This window comes from Streptomyces sp. SudanB52_2052 (assembly GCF_964272415.1).
Taxonomy (GTDB): domain Bacteria; phylum Actinomycetota; class Actinomycetes; order Streptomycetales; family Streptomycetaceae; genus Streptomyces; species Streptomyces olindensis.
Map to the genome: position 1 here is coordinate 3407220 of NZ_OZ186796.1, position 24921 is coordinate 3432140.

Below are 24921 nucleotides of genomic sequence, written 5' to 3' on the forward strand. Positions count from 1 at the left end.
CCCGCCCTCCTCTTCACACAATCGGGCCGGGCACGCCCCCTCGCCCCGGTGCGCCGTCCGCAGCACACTTGACCAGGAACACGACCGAGACAACGAGCGAGGGACGACCGAGGGATCACCGAGGGATCACCGAGGATCGCCGTTGCCGCCGGAGGGGGACGTGACATGCGGGACAGTCATCGGGCGGAGGCCGAGCGGCTGTTGGTGCGGGCCGTGGAGGAGGAGGTGCGTCGCTCGGGCGGGCGCAGCGACGGGAAGGTGCTGCTCGCGCGGGCGCGCGGGGCGCTCGACTCGATGGCGCGGAGCGCGGCGGAGGAGTACGAGGCCTACACGCGCGCCCTGGACGAGGCGGCGGCCGGGCAGCTCACCTTCGGGCAGCGGTACGCCCGGGAGGGCGCCGGGACGCCGCTGCTGGTGGCCGGGGTCGCGGCCGTCGCGGCCGTCGTCGCCGACATGGCCCTCGGCACGGACACCGGCACGGCGCTCGGCGCGGGCGTGACGGTCGGGGTCGTGGGCGCCGCCGCGACGGTCGTGAAGGTGATCGGCTCCCACCTGCCGGCCGCGCACCACCGCGCCGGGGCCGTGAGCCAGCCGGGCGGGCCGGAGCAGCTGCGGCTGCAGTGGCTGACGGCGCTGGAGGTGCGGGGCATCCGCCCGTTCCTGGACCAGCAGCGGGTGCTCGCCGCCTCCACCGGCCCGAAGAAGACGGGACCGCGGCTGCGGGGCGCCGACAAGAGCGCGGCGGCGCGCGGGCGCAACGTGCTGGAGCAGTCCTTCGCGCAGCTGCCGGAACCGGCGAAGCCGTTCGCGGGGCGGCGGCAGGAGCTGGCGCAGATCCGGCAGTGGGTGCAGGCGGCCCGGGCGAGCACGGAGACCCAGCCGACCGTGGTCGTCCTGCACGGCACACCCGGCAGTGGCCGCACGACCCTCGCGGTGCACGCCACGCACGATCTCAGGGACTACTTCCGCGGCGCCTGCGTCGTCGACCTGCGCGCCGAGGGCCCGGCCGGGACCCCGCTGTCCACCCGCGACGCCCTGCTGCACCTGCTCAACCGGCTCGGCGCGCCCCGCGAGCAACTGCTGTTCCGCGAGCGCTCCTCCCCCGACCAGCAGGTCAAACGGCTCGGCGAGCTGTACCACCAGCACCTGACCGGCCTGCCGGTCACGGTCGTCCTCGACGACGCCTCGGACGCCGACCAGATCCGCGCCCTGGTCCCGGAGCGCTCCGACAGCCTGGTGCTGGTGACCGCGCGGGGGCCACTGGAGCTGGGGGACCTGCCCGCGCGGGTGCACCAGATGGCGGTGGAGCCGCTGGACGCGGCCGGTGCGGAGGAGCTGCTGGGCGCGGCGGCGCAGGACCGCTCCGGGCCGTACGACGCCGAGTCCGCCGACCAGGTGCGGGAGCTGTGCGGCGGACTGCCGCTGGCGCTGCGCATCGCCGGTTCCTGCCTCGGCCCGCGCTCCCCGCGCGCCCTGGCCACGGACCTCGGCGCGTACGGCCCGGTCGAGCCGGTGGAGCGCGCCCTGTGGCTGCGCTACACCGACCAGTCGGAGACCGTACGGCGGTTGCTGCGGCGGCTGGCCCTGGCCGGCCGGGCCTCGCTGGGCGTCGCCGCGGCCGCCGCGCTGCTGGCCACCGACGAGGCGGAGGCGGCCCGCCACCTGGAGGCGCTGTCCCGCGCGGGCCTGATCGACCACGTCCGGGGCAACCGCTACCGGCTGCACGACCTGGTCCGCGCCTTCGCCCAGGCCCGCCTCCTCGACGAGGAGGAGCCGGCCGAGCGCACGGCGGCGCAGGAGCGGCTGATCGTGAACTACGCCGAGCTGGCCGACTCGGTGCTGCGCATGGTCGACGGCAACATGTCCACCCGCACCAACCGCTTCAGCCCGTACGGTTTCACCTCCCTCGACGAGGCGCTGCGCTGGCTGGACGACGAGTCGAGCTTCATCACGGCGGCGCTGCGGCACGCCGAGGGCGTGAACCAGGCGGCGGTGCTGAACCTGCTCGGCGCCCTGTGCGACTACTGCCTGCTGCGCGGCGACCTGTACCGCCTGGGCGAGATCAGCGAACTCGCGCAGGCGGTGGACCAGGGGCTGCTGGTCCGCTCGGTGCAGTGGCGCACCGGCATCGCGGCCCGGCAGCTGGGCGAGCTGGACAAGGCCCGTGCGACCCTCGCGTCGGTCGTCGACCTCTACCGGGAGGCGCACCACGACGCCGGTGCCGCCCGCGCCCTGTGCTCCCTCGGCATCACCCTGCACCACCAGGGCAACCTGACGGAGGCGTCGGAGAAGCTCCGCGAGGCCCTGGCGCTGCAGGCCTCACCCGAGCTGGCCACGGACCGCGCCTGGACGATGCACGCCCTGGCGGCCGTCGAGCGGGACCGCGCCCGGGTCGCGGAGGCCCTGGACCTGCTGACCGAGTCCCTGGTCCTGCACCGCCGGGGCGAGTCCGTGCACGGCCAGGCCTGGGCGCACTTCCAGCTCGGCCAGCTCGGCCTGCGCATGGGCGACGTCCCGCGCGCCGAGGCCGAGCTGCGCGCGGCCCTCGACCTGTACGGCCGCACCCGTGACGCCCGGGGCGAGGCGTGGGCCCTGACCCAGCTGGCCCGGGCGCGGCTGGTCGCCGGGGACGCGTCCCCGGCGGTGGAGGAGTTGCGCGGCGCGGCGGCCCGGCACCGCGACAACGAGGACGCGCGCGGCGAGGCCTGGACCCTCTACTACCTGGGCCAGGCCCTGGAGGAGACGGGCAATCTGGACCAGGCGGTCCGCGAGCTGGAACGCTCGCGCACGATGTTCTCGCGCATGCGGGACGTGTACGGCCTGGCCTGCGCCCGCCACCACTCGGCGCGCGTCACCCGCGACCAGCGCGCGGCCCAGACGGGCTCGCTGCGCAACTCCGGCTTCGCCCGCCAGCTCCTGGTCGACGCCCGCGCCGACTTCCAGCGCATCGGCGTCGCCCACGGCGAGGCGTGGACCTGCCTGGAACTGGCGGTCGTGGACGCGGGCAACGCCCGCACCCAGCAGGCCCTGGCCCTGTGCGACGAGGCCGTGGACCTCTTCACGTCCTACGGCGACCGCCGGGGCGAGGACTGGGCCCGCTTCCTGCGCTGCACGCTGCTGCCCTACGCGGCACCGGGCGGCGTGGAGGTCGGCACGGCCGTGGCCCAGGAGGAACTGTCCCAGCTGTCCCGCGCCGGCCACCCCCTGCGCGACGACAAGCTCGACGAGTACGCCGACGCCTGGGCCCTGCTGCTCGAGCGCGGTGTGAGCCTGGAGGCGGGCTGGCAGGCCTGGGGGCTGGGGATGACACCCAGCCGGCATGCGCGGGAGGTGATGGGGGTGGCGGTGGAGCCGAAGGAGCAGCCCTGAAGCATGCGCGGCACCCCGTCGGCGGCGGCCGGGCCACCGACGGGTGTCACACCTGGGGCAGGGGTGGTCAGCCCTGCTTCCTGCCCTGGCCGGAGGTCTCCGCGTCCGCGGGTTCCGCCCCCGCCTGCTCGGCCTTCTCCGTCTGCTCGGCCGTCTCCCCCTGTTCGGCCTTCGGGTCCGGGACCTGGGTGAAGTCGACCCTGCTCATGTGCCGGTTCATCGACTTCATCAGGGCCCACACCGCCAGGGCCATCGCCGCGAAGACGATGAAGCCGAGGACGCCGGGGGTGACCTTGTCCTCGTCCACCTCCTTGGCGAAGGAGACGAGGTGCGTCATTGCCAGGCTTGCGCTTGCGCTCATGTCAGGCATTGTCGCGGACGCCCGCGAAGAGGTCGTCCTCGGGGAGGGAGGTATCGACGAGGGACTTCGCCAGCTCGTACTCCTCCGTCGGCCAGACCTCCTTCTGGATCTCCATCGGCACCGTGAACCAGCCGCCGTCGGGGTCGATCTGCGTGGCGTGCGCGATCAGGGCCTTGTCGCGGATCTCGTAGAAGTCGGCGCACGGGATGTGCGTGGTGAGCGTGCGCTGCTTCATCCCGAACTCCTCCCAGCGCTTGAGCCACTCCCCGTAGGGGGACTCCAGGCCGCGGTCGAGCATCGCCTGGTGCAGGGCCTCGGTGCGCGGGCGGTTGAAGCCCTGGTTGTAGTAGAGCTTCTGCGGCTGGTAGGCGGGGCCGTACTCGGCCTCGGGGTACTTCTCGGTGTCCGCCGCCCCCTCGAACGCCACCATCGAGATCTTGTGGGTCATGATGTGGTCGGGGTGCGGGTAGCCGCCGTTCTCGTCGTAGGTGGTGATCACCTGGGGACGGAAGGAGCGGATCTTGCGGACCAGCTCACCGGCCGCGTGGTCGACGTCCTCCAGGGCGAAGCAGCCCTCCGGCAGCGGCGGCAGCGGGTCGCCCTCGGGCAGGCCCGAGTCGACGAAGCCGAGCCACTCCTGCTTGACCCCGAGGATCTCGCGGGCCTCGTCCATCTCCTTCTTGCGTACCTCGTGGATGTGCTCCTCGATGTACTTGTCGCCCTGCAGCTTCGGGTTGAGGATGGAGCCGCGTTCCCCGCCCGTGCAGGTCACCACCAGCACGTCCACCCCCTCGGACACGTACTTCGCCATGGTCGCCGCGCCCTTGCTCGATTCGTCGTCGGGGTGCGCGTGAACGGCCATCAGTCGCAACTGGTCAGTCAAGACTCAATCCTCAGTAAGTCGGCGCCCTGTGTGCGTCGGCGCAATCAGCGGCTTCTATAGTGACCGAATCGGGGGGCGAATAATTCCGGGACCGGGTCCCGGGGCCCCTTCCGGGACGTCCGTCCCGGCCCTGTCTGGAGGACGATCATGACGACGGTGAGCACGCGACCGCCCGAGGGCCGCTACGGCCGCTCTTCGGACGAGCGCGCCGACCGCAAGCTCAAGGTCGTCGGCGCCGTCCTCGCGGTGGCGCTGCTGGGACTCCTCGGCTGGTTCGGCTACCACTACGTCGCCCAGAACAAGATCAGCGCCGAGGTGATCAGCTTCGAGCCCGGCAAGGAGTCCGTGCAGGTGCACCTGGAGGTCCGCAAGGACTCCGGCACGGACGGCTACTGCACCGTGCGCTCCCAGGCGGAGAACGGCGCCGAGGTGGGCCGGGCCGACTTCCGCTTCGACGGGGACGCCACCCGCATCGACAAGGTCGTCACGCTCCGTACGACCTCCGAGGGGACCACGGCCGAGCTGCTGGGCTGCCACGCCGACTGACGGCAACCGGGTGTCACCTGGAATACGTAGCGCCTGACCTGCGTTGACGTGAATCTGGTGGCTTATGTCCTCCCCCTTGGGCCTCCGAATTGTTAGGCTCGTGGTTTCGCCCATCCGTGAAGGAACATTCTTCTGGGTAGGGCGATGCTTTGTATTCCCAGTACCTACGAGGAGCACCTGTGACCCAGACCAGCGAGAACGTCACCTGGCTGACCCAGGAGGCGTACAACAAGCTCAAGGCTGAGCTTGAGTACCTTACTGGTCCCGCGCGGGCGGAGATCTCCGCGAAGATCGCCGCGGCGCGCGAGGAGGGCGACCTGCGTGAGAACGGCGGGTACCACGCGGCCAAGGAGGAGCAGGGCAAGCAGGAACTGCGTGTGCGCCAGCTCACCCAGCTCCTCGAGAACGCGAAGGTCGGCGAAGCGCCCGCGGCGGACGGTGCGGTGGCGCCGGGCATGGTCGTCACGATCGCGTTCGACGGTGACGAGGACGACACGCTGACGTTCCTGCTCGCCTCCCGCGAGTACGCGAGCGCCGACATCGAGACGTATTCGCCGCAGTCCCCGCTGGGCACCGGCGTGATCGGCCACAAGGTCGGCGAGGACGCGGAGTACGAGCTGCCCAACGGCAAGAAGGCCTCGGTGAAGATCCTGAAGGCCGAGCCGTACGAGGGCTGAGCACCCGACCGAGCCTCGACCTGCCCCCGGCACCCTGCGGCGCCGGGGGCATCGTCATACCGTCGCGGAACACCGCCGCGGAGTACCGCCGTCAGCCGGTCGCCCGGCGGTACTTGCGGACGGCGAGCGTGCGGAACACCAGGATGATCACGACCGACCAGATCAGCGAGGCCCACACGGGGTGCTGCATGGGCCAGGCGTCGGGGGTCTTGAAGCCCGGCGGGAGGTTGCCGAACAGCTCGCGGCACGCCTGCACGACGGCGCTGAAGGGGTTCCACTCCGCGATGTGCCGCAGGAAGGACGGCATCAGGTTCGCGTCCACGAACGCGTTCGAGATGAAGGTCAGCGGGAAGAGCCAGATCAGGCCGCCCGAGGTCGCCGCTTCGGGAGTGCGCACGGACAGGCCGATGAGCGCGCCGATCCACGAGAAGGCGTACCCGAACAGCAGGAGCAGGGCGAATCCGGCGAGGACCTTGCCGAGGTTCTCGTGCGTACGCCAGCCGACGATCACCGCGACGACCGCCAGGACGACGAGGGTGAGCGCCGTCTGCACCAGGTCGGCGATGGTACGGCCGGTCAGCACCGCGCCACGCGCCATCGGCAGGGAGCGGAACCGGTCGATGAGGCCCTTGTGCATGTCGTCGGCGATGCCCGCACCCGCGCCCGCGGTGGCGAACGTGACGGTCTGGGCGAAGATGCCGGCCATCAGGAACTCGCGGTACGCCTGGGTCGAGTTGGACGAGCCGACCTGGATCGAGCCGCCGAACACGTAGGTGAACAGCACCACGAACATGATCGGCTGGATGAGCCCGAAGATGAGCATCTCGGGGATCCGGCCCATGCGGATCAAGTTCCTGCGGGCGATGACCGCGGAATCGGTGATGGCGCTCACTGGACGGCCCCCTTGCCGTTCTCCTCGTCCTTGGCCTCGGCCACGTGTCCCGTCAGGGACAGGAAGACGTCGTCGAGGGTCGGCCGGCGCAGGCCGATGTCGTCGATCTCGATGCCCCGGGTGTCCAGCTCGCGGATGACCTCGGCGAGGAGCTTGGCGCCGCCGGTGACCGGCGTCGTGAGCTTGCGCATGTGCTCCTCGACCGTGGTCTCGCCCTTGCCGAAGCCGGCGAGCACCTCGACGGCGGTCCGGATGTGCTCGCGCTCGTGCACCACGACCTCGACGCGCTCGCCGCCGGTGCGGGCCTTGAGCTGGTCGGAGGTGCCCTGGGCGATGACCTTGCCCTGGTCGACCACCGCGATGTCGTGCGCCAGGTGGTCGGCCTCCTCCAGGTACTGGGTGGTCAGCAGCAGTGTCGTGCCTCCGGAGACCAGCTGCTTGATGACCTCCCACAGCTGCTGGCGGTTGCGCGGGTCGAGGCCGGTCGTCGGCTCGTCCATGAACATCACGGGCGGCGAGACGACGAGGGCCGCCGCGAGGTCGAGGCGGCGGCGCATGCCGCCCGAGTAGGTCTTGGTGGGGCGGTCGGCGGCGTCCGTGAGGTGGAACTGCTCCAGCAGCTCGGCCGCGCGCTCCTTCGCCGCCTTGGCCTTCATCTGGTAGAGCTGGCCGACCATCTGCAGGTTCTCGCGGCCGGTCAGGTACTCGTCGACCGCGGCGAACTGGCCGGACAGGCCGATGGAGCGGCGGACGGCGTCGGGCTGCTTGAGCACGTCGATGCCCGCGACGACCGCCCGGCCGCTGTCGGGCCGCAGCAGGGTGGTCAGACAGCGGACGGTCGTCGTCTTGCCCGCGCCGTTCGGCCCGAGCAGGCCGAGGACCGTGCCCTCGGGCACGTCGAGGTCGACACCGTCCAAGGCCCGTACGTCACCGAAGGTCTTGACCAGACCTTCGGCGTAAATGGCGCCTGGCATAAAAGTCTCCACGTCTTCCGGGATGGCCGGACAGATGTCCGGTGAGCTTTCTCACAGACACACCATATCGCGATGTATCGCGTCTCTCAATGAGTTTCTCCGCGTGCGGTACAGAGGGACGAAGGTGATCTTGGCGGGCTGCCGGGCTGCTCGGGAGCCGGGTCAGCCCATGACCGTGTAACCCGCCTCGCGCAGCGCCTGGCCCACCTCGACGCAGTGCGCCGGGCCCTTCGTCTCCAGGTGCAGCTCGACCTCCGCCTCCGTGAGCCCGAGCCGTGGGTCGGTTCGCACATGGCTCACATCGAGGACGTTAGCGTCGACCACTGACAACACACCCAGAAGTGTGGCGAGAGCACCGGGCCGGTCGGTGAGCCGGAGGCGAACGGCCAGGTAACGGCCCTGGGCGGCCATGCCGTGCCGCAGGACCCGCTGCATCAGCACCGGGTCGACGTTGCCGCCGGACAGCACCGCGACGACCGGGCCCTCGAAGGCGCCGGGCGCGCTCAGCAGCGCCGCGACCGGGCTCGCCCCGGCCGGTTCGACGACCAGTTTGGCCCGCTCCAGACAGAGCAGCAGTGCCGCGGACAGCTCGTCCTCGCTGACCGTGCGCACCTCGTCGACCAGATCGCCGACGATCCCGAAGGGCACGTCACCGGGCCGGCCGACCTTGATGCCGTCGGCCATCGTCGCCGGGTTCTCGACCGTCACCGGCCGCCCCGCCGCCAGCGAGGGCGGATAGGCCGCCGCCCCGGCCGCCTGGACACCGACGATCTTGAGGTCGGGCCGCAGGGCCTTCACCGACACCGCGATCCCGGCGGCCAGTCCGCCGCCGCCGATGCCGACCACGATCGTGCGCGCCTCGGGGCACTGCTCCAGGATCTCCAGGCCCACCGTGCCCTGGCCCGCGATGATGTCGGGGTGGTCGAAGGGGTGGATGAACACCGCACCCGTCTCGGCCGCGTACTCCTGGGCCGCGGCCAGCGTCTCGTCGACGACCTGGCCGTGCAGCCGCACCTCGGCCCCGTAGTCCCGGGTGGCGCTGACCTTCGGCAGCGGGGCGCCCTTCGGCATGAACACCGTGGAGCGCACGCCGAGCAGCGACGACGCCAGGGCGACGCCCTGCGCGTGGTTCCCGGCGCTCGCGGCGACGACCCCGGCGGCGCGCTCCTCCGGCAGCAGACCCGCGATGCGGACGTAGGCGCCGCGCAGCTTGAACGAGCCCGTCCGCTGAAGGTTCTCGCACTTGAGGTGCACCGGGGCGCCGACCAGCTGGGACAGGTGCCTGCTGCTCTCCATCGCGGTCACCCGCGCCACGCCCGAGAGCATCTTCTGGGCGCCGCGCACGTCGTCCAGGGTGACGGGGCGCAAGGAGTCAGCCGTGCTGTAGCTCATGACTCCAGCATCGCAGTTCACGGGTGGGAACGGCCGTTGTGACCAACCTCCGAGACCCGCTTTGCGCAGCGCCGGTACGACCTGCCTTCCGGCCGCGTACCCTGTCCCCCAATCAGCCAGCCCTCCACGAAGTGAGCCCCCGGCCATGCCCACAACACCTGAAATGTCGATGGACATGACGACCGTCGGTGACACCGGTCTCCTCGACACGCTGCAGCACGAGGTGGCGTTGTTCGCCCGCCGTGCCGAACAGACCCGGCTCGGCGGGGTCGGGCAGGTGCGCAACTCCATGGACCGCGCCGCGTACCTGCTGCTCAACCGGCTCGACAAAGAAGGTCCGATGGGCGTCAAGGCGCTCGCCGCGAGCATGGGTATCGACTCGTCGACGGTCACCCGGCAGGTGGCTCCGCTCGTCGACACCGGCCTGGTCAAGCGCACCTCGCACCCCGAGGACGGGCGGGCGGTGGTGCTCCAGCTGTCGCCGCGCGGGCAGGCCCGTCTGGAGGAAGTCCGCTCCTCCCGCCGCCAGTTGATGGCCGAACTGACCCACGACTGGGAGCCGGAGGAGCGCGAGGCGTTCTGCTCGCTCCTGACCCGCTTCAACACCGCGCTGTCCTCCCGGATGGCGGCGCAGGGCGTACCGGGACCGGAGGCCCAGTCGCCGTCCTGACCGCCGTACGGCGACGGGAGTTCCGCCTGTACACCGCGGAGCCCCGAGCGCCCGTACACGCAGACCCACCACGCGCGCGACGCACGCAGGGGCGGACGCCGACACCGCCCGGGCTCCAGGCACGCGTGGTCCGGTCGTGCGCGGCTCTTGACCTCGGGGCCGCCCCTGGCCTGATATGAGACCGGGTCCCGTCGTACGCGGCCGGGCCCGCATCCTCAGGGTCGCCCTCAGGCGGGAGGCGCGGTGCGACAACGGCATGCGTCCCGGGCAACCCGTCGGGCCCGGGAATTCGAGGCGTTCGTCGCGGGCGCGGCCGGGCGGCTGCTGCACGCCGCGACCCTGCTCACCGCGGAGGCCCCCGACGACAACCCCCGCGCGCGGCGGCTGCTGACACGGTCGCTGGCCCACACCTACGCGTCCTGGGACCGGCTGCGCGGCGAGGATCCCTACGACCGCACCCGGCAGCACCTGGCCACCCGCTTCGCGCGCGGCGCGTGGCACCACCACGGCGGTCTCGGCCGCTCCCGCCCCCACCCCGCCGGTCAGCTGGCCCCGCTCACCCCGCAGGAGCGGCTGATCCTGGTGCTCAGGCTCTACGAGGGCGTCGCCGAGGAGCAGACGGCGGCCCTGCTCGGCCTGTCACCGGAGCGCGTCCGGGCGATCTGCCACCGGGCGACGACGACCCTGCTGCACCGGCGGCGGGACCCGGCCCCCGCGGTGACGGCCGCAAAGGCGGTGCCGTCATGAGCCGGTCCGACCGGGGCCGTCCCGGCAACGAGAGCGGTCCCGGCATGGGGAGACGGGCATGAGGGGGAACGACCGCGAGGCGGCCGTGCGGCGGCTGCTGGAGCAGGCGCCGCGGGCCGTGCCGCCCGAGATCCACGTGGAGGCGGTGCGCCGCGGCGGCCGCATGCTGCGCCGCAGGACCCTCGCCCGCCGCGCCCTGTGGCTGCTGCTGTTCGCGGCGACCGTGGCGTTCACCGTGTGGGCGCTGACGGCCCGCCCCTGGGTGGAGCCGCCCTCGCACACGACCCCACCCCTCACCGGCTGGTGACCCGGCCGGGATCGGACTAACCGAGGGCCTGCTGCAGGTCCTCCAGCAGGTCGTCGGCGTTCTCGATGCCGACGGACAGGCGCACCAGGTCGGCGGGGACCTCCAGGGCCGAGCCGGCCGCGGACGCGTGGGTCATCCGGCCCGGGTGCTCGATCAGCGACTCGACACCGCCGAGGGACTCGCCGAGCGTGAAAACCTTGGCCCGGTTGCAGACCTCGACGGCCGCCTCCTCGCCGCCCTTCACGCGGAACGAGATCATGCCGCCGAACGCCTTCATCTGCTTGGCGGCGACCTCGTGGCCGGGGTGCTCGGGCAGGCCCGGGTACAGCACGCTCGTCACGCGCGCGTGCCGGGAGAGCATGTCGGCGACCTTCGTGGCGTTCTCGCTGTGCCGGTCCATGCGCACCGCGAGCGTCTTGGTGCCGCGCAGCACCAGCCAGGAGTCGAAGGGCCCGGCGACCGCGCCCATCGCGTTCTGGTGGAAGGCCAGTTCCTCGCCCAGGTCGGCGTCGTCGGTGACCAGGGCACCGCCGACGACGTCCGAGTGGCCGCCCATGTACTTCGTCAGCGAGTGCACGACGACGTCCGCGCCGAGCGAGAGCGGCTGCTGGAGGTAGGGCGTGGCGAAGGTGTTGTCGACGACGAGGCGGGCGCCCGCGTCCCGGGCGACTTGGGCGACGGCGGCGATGTCGGTGATGCCGAGCAGCGGGTTGGACGGGGTCTCCACCCACACGACCTTGGTCTTCGGGGTGAGGGCGGCCCGTACGGCGGCCGGGTCGCTCGTGTCGGCGACCGACCACTCCACGCCCCAGCGGGCGACGACCTTGGCGAACAGGCGGAACGTGCCGCCGTAGGCGTCGTTGGGGATGACCACGTGGTCGCCGGGGGTGAGCAGCGTGCGCAGCAGGCAGTCCTCGGCCGCCAGTCCGGACGCGAACGCGAGGCCACGGCGGCCGCCCTCCAGGGCGGCGAGGTTCTCCTCCAGCGCGGTCCGCGTCGGATTGGCGCTGCGGCTGTACTCGTAGCCGCCGCGCAGCCCGCCCACGCCGTCCTGCTTGTAGGTCGACACCTGGTAGATGGGCGGGACGACCGCGCCCGTCAGGGGGTCGGCGGTGTTGCCCGCGTGGATCGCGAGCGTCTCGAAGTGCTGACTGATGTGCCTGTCGCTCATGGGCACCGAGGGTAGTGCGCCGACGCTAGGCATGCCGGATTCCGCGGCCGGCCGGGCCCGGACCCGGGTTTTCCCCAGGGTGGCGGGGACCGCGCGGCCAGGTTTTCCACAGGTTCGCGGATCAGGTTGGCCAATTGTCGGCACGGTCTGGTTCGCTTGTTGCATGGAGATTCTCTGGGTCCTGATCGCACTGGTCATGCTGGGCTTCGTGCTGCTCCCCTTCCTGCGGCGCGGGCGCGGTGCGATCGGGCTGGTCTCGCCCGACCACCCGGACGCCGCGGACCCGGCGAACTACGGCTTCGTCCGCGAGGAGGAGCTCGACATCCGCATGCCCGGCCCCGACCAGGACCTGCTGGACGTCCTCGACGTGGTGCAGCGCACGCAGGACTACCGCGCGGCGCAGCAGCTCCTCGCGGGCACGGAGACGGAGGGCGAGCGGCGCTGGCAGCGCGTGCAGGCCTTCGCGGGTGCGGCCTCGCTGGAGCTCGCGCAACGGCCCGGCGGCGTGGGCGAGGCGCCGGGCGGGCAGTGGCTGCGGGTGTGGCGGGCCGAGGCGCCCAAGGACGCGGGCGGCGCGGCGGTGCACGCCGAGTTCCTGGTGCAGCAGGCGTGGCGGACGGCGACGCCCGGGACGGACGAGTTCCGGATCATCATGGAGGAGGCGAAGGCGGCGTGCGGCGAGGCGGCGCTGCTGGCCCCCGGCGATCCGATCCCGTACATCGTGGAGCTGTCGGTGGCCCGCGGGCTGGGCTACTCCCAGAAGGACTTCGAGCAGCTCTGGCTGAAGATCCTGGACCGCGCCCCGAACCACATGGGGGCGCACCTGGCCGCCCTGCACTACTGGTGCGAGAAGTGGCACGGCTCGCGTGAGCTGGCCTACTCGTTCGCGGAGGCCGCGGCGGCCCGGGCCCCGCAGGGCTCCCTGCTGGCGGCGATGCCGCTCTTCGCGGTGTTCGAACACCTCCCCGAGGTGACCCTGGTCAGCAGCTTCTGGCAGACGGAGGTCGTCACGAAGGCGGTCCACGGCGCGTTGCACGCGGTGCACTCGGCCCGCCCCGACGACCCGATGCTGGCGCACGTACGGCACATGCTGGTCTTCTTCCTGGTCCGCGGCGAGCGCTGGGCGGAGGCCATGAACCAGCTGGTGCGCGTCGACGGCCATGTGGGCGCCCTGCCCTGGACCCTGTCCGCCGACCCCGCGGCGGAGTTCGCGGTGTACCGGGCGCTGGCGGTGGCGGGCTACGAGGCGAACGGCGGCAACCCGGCGAGCCTGCCCCACTGAGCACGGCCCGGGTCGGAATTCCCCCCGGTCGCCGCACGTTGTGAGGGGCGTCGCCCCGTGCGGGTGTCACGCCGACGTCGCCCCGTGCGGGTGTCACGCCGATTGGAGACGCATGTTCCTGCACAGCCGTACGCCCCAGCTGCCGACCCCCGAGCAGGCGCTGCCCGGCCGCCCGGAGCCGGCGTTCACGGTCCCCGACCGCCACACCGTCCTCGGCAACCCGCTGCTCGGCCCCTACCCCGAGGGCCTGGAGACCGCCGACTTCGGCCTGGGCTGCTTCTGGGGTGCCGAGCGCAAGTTCTGGCAGCTCCCGGCCGGTGTGTGGACGACCCTGGTCGGCTACCAGGGCGGCCACACGGAGAACCCCACGTACGAGGAGGTCTGCTCGGGCCTGACCGGCCACACGGAGGTCGTGCGGGTGGTGTACGACCCGGCGGTGATCTCGTACGAGCGCCTGCTGAAGACGTTCTGGGAGGCGCACGACCCCACGCAGGGCTTCCGCCAGGGCAACGACGTGGGCACGCAGTACCGCTCGGCGATCTACACCCACTCCCCCGAGCAGGAAGCCGCGGCCCGGGCCTCCCGCGAGTCGTACCAGAAGGTCCTCACGTCCTCCGGCTACGGCGGCATCACCACGGAGATCGTCCCGGCCCAGGGCCGCCCCTTCTACCCGGCGGAGGGCTACCACCAGCAGTACCTGGACAAGAACCCGGCGGGCTACTGCGGCATCGGGGGCACGGGCGTGTCCTGCCCGGTCGGTGTGGCCCGGGCCGAAGGCTGACGACCGTCGGCCGTGCCGGGGGTCCGGCACGGCCCGAGCACCCGGGGACCCACTAGGGTGCCCCCGTGACTGCGCCCCTGAGTACCTCCAGATCCCGTGCCGCGTTGCGGATATCCGCGCGGATCTCCGCCGAGTTGCTGCTGGTGTTGGCCGGACTGGCCGTGGCTCTGTGGCTTTTGGGCCGGATGTGGTCGGTGGTGTGGCCGCTCGTCGTCGGGCTGCTGCTGACCACGCTGACCTGGCCCGTGGCCCGGTTCCTGCGGCGGCGCGGGTGGCCGCCCGCGCTCGCCGCGTCGGTGGTGACCGTGCTGTTCCTGCTGGTCGCCGTGGGCGTCGTGGCGTTGATCGCGGTGCCGGTGGCATCCCAGTCGGGTGAGCTGACCGACGGTGTGGTGGAGGGCATCCAGCGACTGCGCGAATGGGCCGCCGGGCCGCCGCTGAACATCGGGGACGCGCAGATCAACAAGGCCTTCGACAGCGCGGTCGCCCGCGCCCAGGAGGGCCTCGGCAGCATGGTGGGCGCTGTCGTCACGGGCGTGAGCACGGTGGTGAACGGCGTCGTCACCGCCGTCCTGGCCCTGTTCCTGATGTTCTTCTTCCTCAAGGACGGACCGCGGTTCCTGCCCTGGCTCGCCCGTCAGCTGCCCGGCCGGCTCGCCACGGACGTCCCGACCGTGTTCGCACGCGGCTGGGCCACGCTGGGCGCCTTCGTGCGGTCCCAGGCGGCCGTCGGCCTGCTGGACGCCGTCCTGATCGGGCTGGGCCTGTGGATCCTGGGCGTCCCGCTGGTGCTGCCCCTGGCGGTGCTGACCTTCGTCTCCGCGTTCGTGCCGATCATCGGCGCGTTGTTCGCCGGCTTCGTCGCGGTCCTCATCGCGCTGGTCTCCAACGGCCTGACGGACGCGCTGATCGTGCTGGCCATCATCGTCGTGGTGCAGCAACTGGAGGGCAACGTCTTCCAGCCCATGATCCAGAGCCGGGGGCTCGGTCTCCACGCGGCCGTGGTGCTGCTGGCCGTGACGCTGGGCGGCAGTCTGGCCGGCATCGTCGGCAGCCTGCTCGCCGTGCCGGTCGCCGCGCTGATCGCCGTCGTCTGGAACTACGTGCGCGAGCAGCTCGTCGAGACGGCGGCCGCACCGGGCCCCGACGATCCGGGCCCGGACGATCCGGACACCGCCGCCGTTCCGTCGTAGGCGGCCGGGGCGCGGCCGGGGCACGCGAACGGCCCCGCCCAGGTCGCGGCGCTCCTCCACGCCTGTGAGGCTGCAGGCGGAAGGAGCTCCGCCCCATGATTCCTGTCGCAGCGTCACCCGTGCGCCTGGAGGCGTCCGTCGATTCCCGGCTGTCCCGCTGGATGTGGCTGGTGAAGTGGCTGCTCGCCATCCCGCACTACGTCGTGCTGGTGTTCCTGTGGATCGCGTTCGTCGTCGTGACCGTGATCGCCTTCTTCGCCATCCTGTTCACCGGCCGGTATCCGCGGTCCCTCTTCGACTTCAGCGTCGGCGTGCTGCGCTGGAACTGGCGGGTGAGCTACTACGCGCACACCGCGCTCGGCACCGACCGGTACCCGCCGTTCACGCTCGCCGACGTGCCCGACTACCCGGCGCACTTCGACGTCGCCTACCCGGAGCGGCTGTCCCGCGGGCTGGTCCTGGTGAAGTGGTGGCTGCTGGCGATCCCGCAGTACATCGTCGTCGGGATGTTCGTCGGGGGCGGCTGGGGCTGGGACGGGAGGGACGGCTGGCGCGGTGGCGGGGTGGTGCCCTTCCTCTCCCTCGTCGCGGTGGTCGTCCTGCTGTTCACCGCCCGCTACCCGCGGCACCTCTTCGACTTCCTGATCGGCCTCGCCCGCTGGACGGCCCGCGTGACGGCCTACGCCGCGCTGCTGACCGACCAGTACCCGCCGTTCCGTCTGGACATGGGCGGCCGGGAGGCACCGCCCGCGCCCGCGCCCGGCCCCCCGCTGACCAAGACCTGACCTCCGCGACTGTCCGCAGCCCCGGCGGAATCCCTTCCTCCCGCCTTACGCTCCTTCGCATGGTTCTCAGACGAGCGTTACAGGTGATCATGGTCATGGCCCTGGCCCTCGCGGGGGCGGTCCAGGGCACGGCGCACGCCGAGGAGGGCGCGCCGGTGACCGGACGGCAGCTGCTGTTCTACAACCACGCCTACGGCGTGCTCGACCGCGAGACCGCCGACGCCATCGAGCACTCCTCCTACCTGCGGGAGTTCGCCCACTTCCAGGTCCGCACCACGACCGGGTCCGGCGGGCAGACCTGGACCGGCCGCTATCTGATGGGCCGCGAGACCTACCTCGAACTGTTCGGCGTGGGCGATCTGCCCGGAAAGGACGGCACCCTCGGCGCCGCCGGCCTGGGCGTGTCGACCGAGCGCGCCGGTGACCTGCCCACGGTGACCGAGCGGCTGCGGGAGCTCGGGATCAGCGACCCGGTCGCGTTCCGGCAGACGCGCGACTTCGGCGACGGCGTGCCCGTGCCGTGGTTCGACGCCGTGTTCACCACCGACCAGTACGACGTGTTCGGCGCCTGGGGCATGGAGTACCGGCCGGAGTACTTCGCCGACCCGCGCAGCAACACCGAGCCCGCCGCACACCCCGGCGACGTGGGCCGGGAGCGCTATCTGCCCGACACCTACCGCGACCGGCTGATGCGGGACGTGACCGGCGTCCGGCTCGCGGTGACCGCGCGGGACCTCGCCGGCACGGTGCCGCTGCTGAAGGCCGGCGGGTTCGCCGTCCGGTCCCTGCCGGGCGGGGGCGTCGTCGCCAAGGGCGGCGGCACCACCCTCCGCTTCGACGTCGTGCCCCTCGACCAGGTGGGTCTGCGGCAGGTCGAGATGGCGCTGAACCGGCCGGTGCCGTACCGGCACGAGGAGCGGATCGGCCACTCATCCCTCGTCGTCGGCCCCGGCGCCCACGCCGTGTGGACGTTCGGGGACCAGGACGGGCCGAGCCCCGCCGGCTGACGCCAGCCCCGGAGGGCCGTGGACACCACCTGGGGGTGTCCACGGCCCCCTAGCCCAGCCTTTCCTCCAGGAACCGCTCCCAGGTCCGCTTGCCCGTCTCCGCTCCCGACAGAGTCAGGTTCGCCCCGGCCCGGTACGCCCGCCCCGCCTTCCCGGGGATGCGGACCGGCAGCATGGGGCGGCGCCTGCCGCGCAGGCGGAGGTAGGGGCGGGCCAGGGCGGCCAGGTCGTGGACGTGCGGCCCGGCCATGTCCGGGACCAGGCCGGACGGGCCGCCGAGGGTCAGTTCCACGAGGCGGGCGGCGACCTCACGGGAGTCGACCGGCTGGAGCCGGAGGCCCCCGGGGACCGGGAACACCGGCAGCTTCGCCATCTTCTCGACCATGGTCAGGGTGAGGTCGTGGAACTGGGCCGCGCGCAGGGTCGTCCACGGGATGCCCGATTCCGCGACGGCCCGCTCCGATTCCAGCTTGGCGCGCATCCAGGCCAGCGGGACCCGGTCCGCGCCGATGACCGAGATGTGCACCAGGTGCCGCACCCCGGCCCGGGACGCGGCGCGGACCAGGGTGCGGGCCGCCTCGTCGTCGCCCTTGGGGCCGCCCGCGAGGTGCAGCACGGTCCGCGCGCCCGCCACGGCGGCGGCCACGCCCTCGCCCGTCAGCAGGTCACCGGTGACGTACTCGACGCCGTCCGCGGCCGGGCGCGGGCTCCGGCTGAGGATCCGCACCTCGTGGCCGGACGCCCGCAGCAGCGGCACGACGTGCCCGCCGAGGGTGCCCGTGCCGCCCGTGACCAGAATCGGTGATGCCATGACCGCTCCCCGGCTCGTCGCTTCCTCTGTCGCCTTCGCCGGTATGACGGACGGCGGCAGGAGGATGTGACGAGCCCGGGGCGGGCGGGCGGTGGGCGGGGGTCAGCCGCCGCTGCCGTAGGGCCTCGTGATGATCTCCAGGCGGTGGCCGTCCGGGTCGTCGAAGTACGCGCCGCGGCCGCCGTCGTTGTGGTTGATCTCGCCGGGGCGGCTGTGGAAGGGGTCCGCCCAGTACGTCAGACCGGCCTCCTGGATACGGGCGAAGATCTCGTCGAACTCCTCCTCCGAGACGAGGAAGGCGTAGTGCTGCGGCGTGATGGCGCCGGGGCTGTCCATGAAGTCGAGTGTCACGCCGTTGGGGATCTCGACCGGGAGGAACGGTCCGTAGGGCGGGCTCACGTCGAGCCCGAGGATGTCGGCGAGGAACCGGGCCGAGGCGCGCTTGTCGTGGGCGACGACGATGGTGTGGTTCAGCTGCACGGTCATGGTGGGCCTCCCCTGGCGGACCCCCCTGGGGCACTCCCGTCGTGTACCCCGTTGGTACGCCGCTTGTACCCTCTCGTGCGTCTTCGAACGCCGGACGCGCCCGAGGGCCCCGGCGCACGGTCGGGGCCCTCGGAAACGGTCTCAGCCGGTCAGATGGTGGCCGTGTCGATCACGAACCGGTAGCGCACGTCGCTGGCCAGCACGCGCTCGTACGCCTCGTTGATCTGGTCGCCGCGGATCAGCTCGATCTCGGCACCGAGGCCGTGCTCGGCGCAGAAGTCCAGCATCTCCTGGGTCTCGGCGATACCGCCGATCAGGGAGCCGGCGAGGGTCTTGCCGCCGCCGATCACCGAGAAGAGGTTCAGGGAGATGGGCTCCTCGGGGGCGCCGACGTTGGCCAGCGTGCCCTCCGTCTTCAGCAGCGACAGGTAGGCGCCGAAGTCCAGCGGGGCCGACACCGTGGAGACGATCAGGTCGAACGTGCCGGCCAGCTCCTCGAAGGTCTTCGGGTCGCTGGTGGCGTAGTAGTGGTCCGCGCCCAGCTTCAGGCCGTCCTCACGCTTGCGCAGGGACTGCGACAGCACGGTCACCTCGGCGCCGAGCGCGTGGGCGATCTTGACGCCCATGTGGCCGAGGCCGCCCAGGCCGACGATCGCGACCTTCTTGCCGGGGCCGGCACCGAACCGCTTCAGCGGCGAGTAGAGGGTGATGCCGGCGCACAGCAGCGGCGCGGCGACGTCGAGGGGCAGGGAGTCGGGGATGCGGAGGACGAAGTTCTCGTCGACGACGACCTTCTGCGAGTAGCCGCCGTAGGTGGGCTCGCCGTCCTTGCCGATGCCGTTGTACGTCGGGATGTTGCCCTGGACGCAGTACTGCTCGCGGCCGGCCTTGCAGTTCTCGCACTCGCGGCAGGAGTCGACCATGCAGCCGACGCCCACGCGGTCGCCGACGGCGAACTTGGTCACGCCGGGGCCGACCTCGGCGACGACACCGGCGATCTCGTGGCCGGGGACCATCGGGAAGATCGCCTCTCCCCAGCCCTCGTGGGCCTGGTGGATGTCCGAGTGGCAGATGCCGGCGAACTTGATGTCGATCAGGACGTCGAACTCGCCGACCTGGCGGCGCTCGATGGTGGTGCGCTCCAGGGGAGCCTTGGGAGCGGGAGCGGCGTACGCAGCAACAGTGGTCATGCCGGGGTTTCTCCTAGCAAAGTCTCTGTGCCCGAATGCCTTCTGGATGTTCCGACCGGGCACGATCACCAGCGTGCCGGAGCCGCGAGGGTTCACCCAGACCACGGTTTTGCGTACGCACAGCGTGCGTACCACTGGCGGGGTCAGGCTGCCGTGCGTACGACCGGGAATACTGGGACGCATGGACGAACAGCCCGAACCCGCACGGACGGCCGGCGGCGGCCTGGACCGGCGTGCGGAGCTCAGCGAGTTCCTGCGCACCCGGCGTGCCCGGCTGAAGCCGGAGGACGTGGGGCTGCCCGACTTCGGGCGGCGGCGGGTGCCTGGGCTGCGCCGCGAGGAGCTGGCGCAGCTGGCCGGGGTGTCCGTGGCGTACTACACGCGGCTGGAGCAGGGCAACGGCCGCAACGTCTCGGCGGAGGTGCTGGACGCGATCGCGCGCGCCCTGCGGCTGAGCGACGCCGAGCACGCGCACCTCACGCACCTGGCGAAGCCGAAGCAGCACAAGAAGAAGCCGGCGGCGCGCAGCCGGCAGGTGCGGCCGGCGCTGCGGCACCTGCTGGACTCGATCGACAGCGTCCCGGCCTACATCGTCGGGCGCCGTTCGGAGATCCTGGCCTGGAACCGGATGGCCGCGGCCCTCTTCGGCGACTGGGCGGAGCTGCCGGCGCCGGAGCGCAACTGGGCGCGGCTGGTGTTCCTCAGGCCCGAGTACCGCGAGCTGTTCGTCGAGTGGGACCAGAAGGCGTCCGACATCGTCGGCTATCTGCGCATGGACGCGGGCTGCCACCCGGACGACCCGCAGCTGTCCGCGCTGGTGGGTGAGCTGTCGGTGAAGAGCGAGGAGTTCCGCCGCCTCTGGGCCGCCCACGACGTCAAGGAGAAGAGCCACGGCGTCAAGCGCATGCGCCACCCCCTGGTCGGCGACCTGACCCTGTCCTTCGAGACGTTCCGCCTGGTCGACGACGCCGAGCAGTCCCTGATCACGTACCACGCGGAGCCGGATTCGTCGTCGGCGGACGCGCTGCGGCTGCTGGCGAGCTGGGGGGCGGACGCGCTGCGCTCGGGCACCGGGGCGTCATCCGCCCCGCCGGCCTGACGCACAGTCCCTGCCGCCCCACCCGTCATGACTGGTACGGCGGAGCCGCCCTCATCCCTGGTAGGGCGGAGCCGCCCCCCATGTCCACGTGGGCACCGCCTGCTCCGCCGGAGGTTTCGCGCCCGGGCTGGAGAAGTGGACGGCGAGCCGTGTCCCCCACTCCACGTAGGCCAGGAACGCCGAGCGGAACTCCGCGTCGGTCGGCAGGCCCGCCTCGTCGGCGGCGTCCTGGACGAGGTTCACCCAGCGGCGGCGCTGGGGCTCGGTGATGTGCTTGCCCGCGTGCTTGGCGACCATGTGGCCGTGTCCGCCCTGGCTCCGCGAGTAGGCGGGCGGACCGCCGAAGACCTCGCCGAGCCACAGGGCGACGTGCTCGGCGTGCTCGGGGGCCAGCCCCGCGAACACCGGAGCCAGCAGGTCGTCCTTCAGCACCCTGCCGTAGAAGACCTCGGTGAGGCGCGAGAAGGCCTCCGCGCCGCCCGCCCAGTCGTACAGCGTGGGGACGGCGGAACCGGCGCCGCGCACGGCGGTCGACTCGTAGTGGCGCATCTCCTCGATGTTCTCGACGTACGGGCGGATCTCGGCGAAGAAGCCCGGGAACTGCTCTGAGGTGCGGAAGCCTTCGAGGTGGTCCTTCACCGAGGTCCAGGTGATGCGCAGGATGTAGTGCTCGCGGTCCTCCGCGCAGTGCGTCAGCTCGTAGTCGACGCAGTGGGGGGACGCGGACAGGTGGGCCGCGGCGCGGCCGTAGGCGGCCAGGAACTCCGCCGAACGCTGCTCGGGGACGCGGTACCGGACGTACTCGACTGTGTGGGCCGTCATGGCACCACGGAAGCACGAACCGCCCGCCGGACGCTTGTCTTCCGGCGGGCGGTTCGCTTCAGGCGCTACGGATCACTTGCCGTAGTACGCGTTGTAGATCGATATCGTCGACTTGTTGCCCTTCTTGTCGGCGATCTTGGCGTGGAAGGAGATGGCCTTCCCCTTCTCCGGGTTCTTGACGGTGATCTTGCCGTTCTTGACGTCGAGCTTCTTCCAGGTCTTGCCGTAGTCGTACGACACGTACACCGACAGCGACTTCAGGTTGCTGCCCTTGGCCGCGCCCTCGACGGTGACCGGGATGCTGGCCGTCTTGCCGGCCGGGACCTTGCTGTCCAGGCCCGTGGCCGCGTTGAAGCGGGCCGTGGAGGCGGGCAGCTGCTTGATGTCGCTGGTCTTCTTCGAGCGGAACGTCCAGCTGGCGTCGATGCGGGTGGAGGCCGCCGCGACCTTGACGCTGCGCTTGACCGACGTCGTCAGCTTGTACTCGGCGTCACCGGCCGGCACCTTGAACGGCTTCTCGCCGAACAGCGGGTCGTCGTTGCTGCCGACCTTCTTGCCGTTGCGGTACAGCGTCGTGGCGGCCGAGGTGAACTGCGAGTAGCCCACGTTGCCCTTGCTGTCGGCGAACAGCGGCAGGGAACCGTAGATCTCGTTGTTCTCGCGGAAGATGCCGAAGTCGGCGTTGAGCCGCGGTCCGAAGACGGCCGTGTTGACGGTCTTGGAGTAGCTCTTGCCGGCCGCGTACTTCTGCTGGCCCATCGCGTAGGCGGCCTCGTCGACCGGGAAGCCGTCCTGGTCCACCCCGCCGTACTGGGCGAACTCGAGCTGCCACTCCACACCGCCCTGGGCGGACAGGTGCAGCGTGCGGGTGCCGGGCAGGGTCTGCGGGATGCCGATCGAGGAGGCGCCGGTGCTCCACGGCATCCAGCCCACCGCGCTGACCGCGCCCTTCTTGCCGCTCGCCGCGGCACCGAGGCCGACCTTCACCGTGGCCAGCTCACCGGCCTTGTAGTGCTTGGTGAAACCGGTGGCGAGCTGCTTGACCGGCCCGCCGGCGACGATGTCGTACTCCTCCTTGTCGCCCTTGCTCCAGTGGCCGTCCCACTGCTGGGTCACCGAGCCGTCGGTGATCTGCGGGCCGACGTGGGCGGTGCGGATGTCCCCGAAGGACTCCAGCCACCAGCCGAAGCCGTAGCTGTTGTCACCGGCTTCCACGGTGTAGTCCGCCGAGGCGAACTCGGACTTGGCGCCCGGGGCGGGGACGGTGATGTCCACCGCCTTGGCCTTGCGGGCGTCCAGCGTGACCGTCGTGTTCTTGGTGACGTTCAGCTTGGGCTGCGCGAGCCAGTCGACGCCCTCGAACTTCTCCGGGTCGTCGCCCACGTAGACGTTCGAGTTGAGGATGTAGGTGCCCTTGGCGAGCCGCGCGGTGACCGTGCCGTCCTCGTCGTACGGCATGGCCCCCTTGCCCTTGGCGAGGCCCGCGATGCCGGTCAGGTCGGCGCTGTAGTTCTTCGCCGGCTTGCCGTCGCGGTTCAGGACCTTCAGCGTGACGTCGTACGACTCCACCTCACGCTGCACCGCCGCCGCCGTGCGGATCGTCTGGCCGCCGCCCGTCGCCGTCACGTACGAGGAGTACGCGCCGTCGACCGTGCCGCCCAGCTTGGTGTTGACGGTGAACGGGACCGAGGCCTTGCCGCCGGCCGGGACGGTCACCGAGGTGGCGCCGAGCTTGAAGAAGCCGGCCGGGGCGGCCTGGCCCTTCGGGTTGGTGGCGGTCGACGCCAGCTTCAGCGTGACGTCCTTCGTACCGAGGTTGCGGTACGTCAGTTCCTTGGTGACCGGCTTGTCGTCGGTGTGCGGCCACTGCTGGACGCCGAAGCTCACGGACGCCGGCTCGGCGATCACGGACTGCTTGATGGCCTGGTCGACCTGGATGCGGCCCGAACCCTGCTGGAACGGCGTGTACTTGCCGCCCTTGGTGGAGCCCGTGAGGGCGCCCTTCAGCTCGGCGTACTTCCACTCGGGGTGCTGCTGCTTCAGGATCGCCGCCGCGCCCGCGACGTGCGGGGTTGCCATCGACGTACCGGAGATCGTCATGTAGCCGGCCGGCTTCTCGCCGACGTCCTGGGCTATCAGGTTGCCCGGGGCGGAGGCCGCGGTGATGTCCACGCCGGGCGCGGTCACGTCGGGCTTGAGGGCGCCGTCCATGCCGGGGCCGCGGCTGGAGAAGTCGGCCAGCACGTCCTTGTCGTCGACCGCGCCGACGGTCAGGGCCGCGGCGGCGCTGCCCGGGGAGCCGATGGTCTGCTCGCCGAAGTCGCCCTCGTTGCCGGCGGCGATGGCGAACAGGACCCCCTTCTCCTCGGAGAGCTTGTTCACCCCCGCTTCCAGCGCGTCGATCGCGGGGGTGTCGCCGCCGCCCAGGCTCATGTTGATGACGTCGGCGCCCTCGGCCGCGGCCCACTCCATGCCGGCGAGGATCTCGGAGTCGCTGCCGAATCCGCCGTCGTCGAGGACCTTGCCGTTGAGGATCTTCGCGCCGGGCGCGACGCCCTTGTACTTGCCGCCGGACTTCTTGCCGGTGCCGGCCGCGATGGAGGCGACGTGCGTGCCGTGGCCGACCTTGTCGGTGGTGTCGGGCGAGGTGGTGAAGTTCTTGGCGCCGACGACCTGGCCCTTGAGGTCGTCGTGGGTGGCGTCGACACCGGTGTCCAGGACGGCGATCGTGACGCCCTTGCCGTCGTAGCCGGCCGACCACGCCTTGGGCGTGCCGATCTGCGGGACGGACTTGTCGAGGCTGGCCTTGCGGACGCCGTCGAGCCAGACGTGCGCGATGCCGGAGGCGGTCCTGTCGCCGTTGGTGACCGCGTCCCACAGCTCGGGCGCGTCCTCCTGCGGCGCCTGCACGGCGTCCGCGTTCAGCGACTTCAGCGAGTGGCTCAGCGTGCCCGCGTCACGGACGTCGGCCTTGGCCGCGGCCGCGCTGCCCTTGTAGCCGACGATGACCTTCAGGCCCTTCTTCTGGGCCTTGCGGGTCGCGGACTTGTTCAGCTCGGTGACGTCGAAGAGCCGCTGGTCGAGCTTGCCGGTGGCGACCAGACGGGCCGCGTCGGCCGGGATCACGAGGGTGTGCCCGTCGAGCTTGCGGACCTGGACGGGAATGCCCTCACGGCCCTTCGCCCGCTCCAGGCCGACGACACGGCCCTTGGCGTCGAGGGCGACCCGGTCGCCGGTGATCAGTGTGACGTGGTGCTTGGCCGTGAGCGAGGCCGACTTGGATGCCGCGGCCGTCCGCTCGGCGTCGGCCGACGCCGGGCTGGTCATGCCCGCCGCCAGGGCCACGGCTGCCGCTGTGGCGACCGTGGCCGCGTACGCCCTTTTCACTTGTCTGCGCAAGTTTCCCCCTTGCAGATGTACCGGGCGAATTCCCCGTTCACCCGGCCGGGGGTGGTCTCGCACGCATACGCGTACAC

At 71.7% G+C, this 24921-nt stretch carries 23 protein-coding genes; 12 read left to right on the plus strand and 11 right to left on the minus strand.

The window, feature by feature from the left end:
* Positions 1-165 precede the first annotated feature (165 nt).
* On the plus strand, positions 166-3369 hold the full coding sequence (locus tag ACSUPV_RS14870) for a tetratricopeptide repeat protein (RefSeq protein ID WP_436947644.1): 3204 nt from the start codon (positions 166-168) through the stop codon (positions 3367-3369).
* Positions 3370-3436: 67 nt separating this feature from the next.
* Here ACSUPV_RS14870 and ACSUPV_RS14875 read toward each other — a convergent pair whose 3' ends face one another.
* Positions 3437-3739, minus strand: coding sequence for a hypothetical protein (locus ACSUPV_RS14875; protein ID WP_078650598.1), 303 nt, complete (start codon positions 3737-3739; stop codon positions 3437-3439).
* Positions 3732-4613 carry a mycothiol conjugate amidase Mca gene (gene mca / locus ACSUPV_RS14880; RefSeq protein WP_031119758.1) on the minus strand — a complete coding sequence of 294 codons (882 nt, stop codon included), beginning with the start codon at positions 4611-4613 and terminating at the stop codon, positions 3732-3734. Before mca ends, ACSUPV_RS14875 begins: the two co-directional genes overlap by 8 nt.
* Before the next feature lie 147 nt (positions 4614-4760).
* Between mca and ACSUPV_RS14885 the strand changes: the two genes are divergently transcribed.
* Together ACSUPV_RS14885 and greA are read left to right on the plus strand one after the other, a co-directional pair.
* A complete protein-coding gene (locus ACSUPV_RS14885; RefSeq protein WP_436947645.1) occupies positions 4761-5159 on the plus strand; it encodes a DUF4307 domain-containing protein in 399 nt (132 codons plus the stop codon).
* A 179-nt stretch (positions 5160-5338) separates the two neighbouring features.
* Positions 5339-5836 carry a transcription elongation factor GreA gene (gene greA / locus ACSUPV_RS14890; protein ID WP_031119760.1) on the plus strand — a complete coding sequence of 166 codons (498 nt, stop codon included), beginning with the start codon at positions 5339-5341 and terminating at the stop codon, positions 5834-5836.
* 91 nt (positions 5837-5927) lie between these two features.
* On the opposite strand, the gene ACSUPV_RS14895 is transcribed toward greA, so the two are convergent.
* The 3 genes from ACSUPV_RS14895 to ilvA all read right to left on the minus strand — a co-directional run bounded on the left by ACSUPV_RS14895 (position 5928) and on the right by ilvA (position 9094).
* Entirely contained in the window at positions 5928-6728 is an 801-nt protein-coding gene (locus ACSUPV_RS14895; protein ID WP_031119761.1) for an ABC transporter permease, read from the minus strand.
* Entirely contained in the window at positions 6725-7702 is a 978-nt protein-coding gene (locus ACSUPV_RS14900; RefSeq protein ID WP_031119762.1) for a daunorubicin resistance protein DrrA family ABC transporter ATP-binding protein, read from the minus strand. The genes ACSUPV_RS14895 and ACSUPV_RS14900 overlap by 4 nt, the downstream gene beginning before the upstream one ends.
* 162 nt (positions 7703-7864) lie before the next feature.
* Positions 7865-9094 carry a threonine ammonia-lyase gene (gene ilvA / locus ACSUPV_RS14905; RefSeq protein WP_031119763.1) on the minus strand — a complete coding sequence of 410 codons (1230 nt, stop codon included), beginning with the start codon at positions 9092-9094 and terminating at the stop codon, positions 7865-7867.
* A 163-nt stretch (positions 9095-9257) separates the two neighbouring features.
* Between ilvA and ACSUPV_RS14910 the strand changes: the two genes are divergently transcribed.
* The 3 genes from ACSUPV_RS14910 to ACSUPV_RS14920 all read left to right on the plus strand — a co-directional run bounded on the left by ACSUPV_RS14910 (position 9258) and on the right by ACSUPV_RS14920 (position 10818).
* Positions 9258-9764, plus strand: coding sequence for a MarR family winged helix-turn-helix transcriptional regulator (locus ACSUPV_RS14910; protein WP_031119764.1), 507 nt, complete (start codon positions 9258-9260; stop codon positions 9762-9764).
* A 243-nt stretch (positions 9765-10007) separates the two neighbouring features.
* On the plus strand, positions 10008-10511 hold the full coding sequence (locus ACSUPV_RS14915; protein WP_031119765.1) for a sigma factor-like helix-turn-helix DNA-binding protein: 504 nt from the start codon (positions 10008-10010) through the stop codon (positions 10509-10511).
* 58 nt (positions 10512-10569) lie between these two features.
* Positions 10570-10818: a hypothetical protein gene (locus ACSUPV_RS14920; protein ID WP_382612811.1), complete on the plus strand. Its 249-nt coding sequence runs from the start codon at positions 10570-10572 to the stop codon at positions 10816-10818.
* A 16-nt stretch (positions 10819-10834) separates the two neighbouring features.
* Here the strand turns inward: ACSUPV_RS14920 and ACSUPV_RS14925 are convergent, their stop codons facing one another.
* A complete protein-coding gene (locus ACSUPV_RS14925; RefSeq protein ID WP_037757574.1) occupies positions 10835-11989 on the minus strand; it encodes a cystathionine gamma-synthase in 1155 nt (384 codons plus the stop codon).
* Positions 11990-12152: 163 nt separating this feature from the next.
* Between ACSUPV_RS14925 and ACSUPV_RS14930 the strand changes: the two genes are divergently transcribed.
* From ACSUPV_RS14930 to ACSUPV_RS14950, 5 genes are all read left to right on the plus strand, one after another.
* Positions 12153-13271: a hypothetical protein gene (locus tag ACSUPV_RS14930; RefSeq protein ID WP_031119767.1), complete on the plus strand. Its 1119-nt coding sequence runs from the start codon at positions 12153-12155 to the stop codon at positions 13269-13271.
* Between the two features lie 112 nt (positions 13272-13383).
* Positions 13384-14052: a peptide-methionine (S)-S-oxide reductase MsrA gene (gene msrA, locus ACSUPV_RS14935; RefSeq protein WP_037757572.1), complete on the plus strand. Its 669-nt coding sequence runs from the start codon at positions 13384-13386 to the stop codon at positions 14050-14052.
* 65 nt (positions 14053-14117) lie between these two features.
* Positions 14118-15245, plus strand: coding sequence for an AI-2E family transporter (locus tag ACSUPV_RS14940; protein WP_031119769.1), 1128 nt, complete (start codon positions 14118-14120; stop codon positions 15243-15245).
* Positions 15246-15340: 95 nt separating this feature from the next.
* Positions 15341-16030: a DUF4389 domain-containing protein gene (locus ACSUPV_RS14945; protein WP_031119770.1), complete on the plus strand. Its 690-nt coding sequence runs from the start codon at positions 15341-15343 to the stop codon at positions 16028-16030.
* Positions 16031-16113: 83 nt separating this feature from the next.
* Positions 16114-17037 carry a DUF5829 family protein gene (locus ACSUPV_RS14950; RefSeq protein WP_436949901.1) on the plus strand — a complete coding sequence of 308 codons (924 nt, stop codon included), beginning with the start codon at positions 16114-16116 and terminating at the stop codon, positions 17035-17037.
* Positions 17038-17086: 49 nt separating this feature from the next.
* Here ACSUPV_RS14950 and ACSUPV_RS14955 read toward each other — a convergent pair whose 3' ends face one another.
* The 3 genes from ACSUPV_RS14955 to ACSUPV_RS14965 form a co-directional block, all read right to left on the minus strand.
* Positions 17087-17848: an SDR family oxidoreductase gene (locus ACSUPV_RS14955; RefSeq protein ID WP_436947646.1), complete on the minus strand. Its 762-nt coding sequence runs from the start codon at positions 17846-17848 to the stop codon at positions 17087-17089.
* 102 nt (positions 17849-17950) lie between these two features.
* On the minus strand, positions 17951-18334 hold the full coding sequence (locus ACSUPV_RS14960; protein ID WP_031119773.1) for a VOC family protein: 384 nt from the start codon (positions 18332-18334) through the stop codon (positions 17951-17953).
* A 149-nt stretch (positions 18335-18483) separates the two neighbouring features.
* Complete coding sequence (locus tag ACSUPV_RS14965) at positions 18484-19524, minus strand: NAD(P)-dependent alcohol dehydrogenase (RefSeq protein ID WP_031119774.1); 1041 nt, start codon at positions 19522-19524, stop codon at positions 18484-18486.
* Positions 19525-19705: 181 nt separating this feature from the next.
* Here ACSUPV_RS14965 and ACSUPV_RS14970 point away from each other — a divergent pair, with 181 nt between their 5' ends.
* Positions 19706-20623: a helix-turn-helix domain-containing protein gene (locus tag ACSUPV_RS14970; RefSeq protein WP_037757566.1), complete on the plus strand. Its 918-nt coding sequence runs from the start codon at positions 19706-19708 to the stop codon at positions 20621-20623.
* A 51-nt stretch (positions 20624-20674) separates the two neighbouring features.
* Here the strand turns inward: ACSUPV_RS14970 and ACSUPV_RS14975 are convergent, their stop codons facing one another.
* On the minus strand, positions 20675-21445 hold the full coding sequence (locus ACSUPV_RS14975; protein WP_436947648.1) for a group II truncated hemoglobin: 771 nt from the start codon (positions 21443-21445) through the stop codon (positions 20675-20677).
* A 72-nt stretch (positions 21446-21517) separates the two neighbouring features.
* The gene (locus tag ACSUPV_RS14980; RefSeq protein ID WP_037757563.1) at positions 21518-24832 is read right to left on the minus strand and encodes a S8 family serine peptidase; all 3315 of its coding nucleotides are present in this window, start codon (positions 24830-24832) and stop codon (positions 21518-21520) included.
* Positions 24833-24921: the final 89 nt, after the last annotated feature.

Bases quoted from the DNA above. Each gene is read 5' to 3' on its own strand.
- ACSUPV_RS14870 (WP_436947644.1), top strand. From the start codon at position 166: ATGCGGGACAGTCATCGGGCGGAGGCCGAGCGGCTGTTGGTGCGGGCC.
- ACSUPV_RS14875 (WP_078650598.1), bottom strand. From the start codon at position 3,739: ATGCCTGACATGAGCGCAAGCGCAAGCCTGGCAATGACGCACCTCGTC.
- ACSUPV_RS14885 (WP_436947645.1), top strand. From the start codon at position 4,761: ATGACGACGGTGAGCACGCGACCGCCCGAGGGCCGCTACGGCCGCTCT.
- ACSUPV_RS14900 (WP_031119762.1), bottom strand. From the start codon at position 7,702: ATGCCAGGCGCCATTTACGCCGAAGGTCTGGTCAAGACCTTCGGTGAC.
- ilvA (WP_031119763.1), bottom strand. From the start codon at position 9,094: ATGAGCTACAGCACGGCTGACTCCTTGCGCCCCGTCACCCTGGACGAC.
- ACSUPV_RS14910 (WP_031119764.1), top strand. From the start codon at position 9,258: ATGTCGATGGACATGACGACCGTCGGTGACACCGGTCTCCTCGACACG.
- ACSUPV_RS14920 (WP_382612811.1), top strand. From the start codon at position 10,570: ATGAGGGGGAACGACCGCGAGGCGGCCGTGCGGCGGCTGCTGGAGCAG.
- ACSUPV_RS14925 (WP_037757574.1), bottom strand. From the start codon at position 11,989: ATGAGCGACAGGCACATCAGTCAGCACTTCGAGACGCTCGCGATCCAC.
- ACSUPV_RS14930 (WP_031119767.1), top strand. From the start codon at position 12,153: ATGGAGATTCTCTGGGTCCTGATCGCACTGGTCATGCTGGGCTTCGTG.
- msrA (WP_037757572.1), top strand. From the start codon at position 13,384: ATGTTCCTGCACAGCCGTACGCCCCAGCTGCCGACCCCCGAGCAGGCG.
- ACSUPV_RS14945 (WP_031119770.1), top strand. From the start codon at position 15,341: ATGATTCCTGTCGCAGCGTCACCCGTGCGCCTGGAGGCGTCCGTCGAT.
- ACSUPV_RS14955 (WP_436947646.1), bottom strand. From the start codon at position 17,848: ATGGCATCACCGATTCTGGTCACGGGCGGCACGGGCACCCTCGGCGGG.
- ACSUPV_RS14960 (WP_031119773.1), bottom strand. From the start codon at position 18,334: ATGACCGTGCAGCTGAACCACACCATCGTCGTCGCCCACGACAAGCGC.
- ACSUPV_RS14965 (WP_031119774.1), bottom strand. From the start codon at position 19,524: ATGACCACTGTTGCTGCGTACGCCGCTCCCGCTCCCAAGGCTCCCCTG.
- ACSUPV_RS14970 (WP_037757566.1), top strand. From the start codon at position 19,706: ATGGACGAACAGCCCGAACCCGCACGGACGGCCGGCGGCGGCCTGGAC.
- ACSUPV_RS14975 (WP_436947648.1), bottom strand. From the start codon at position 21,445: ATGACGGCCCACACAGTCGAGTACGTCCGGTACCGCGTCCCCGAGCAG.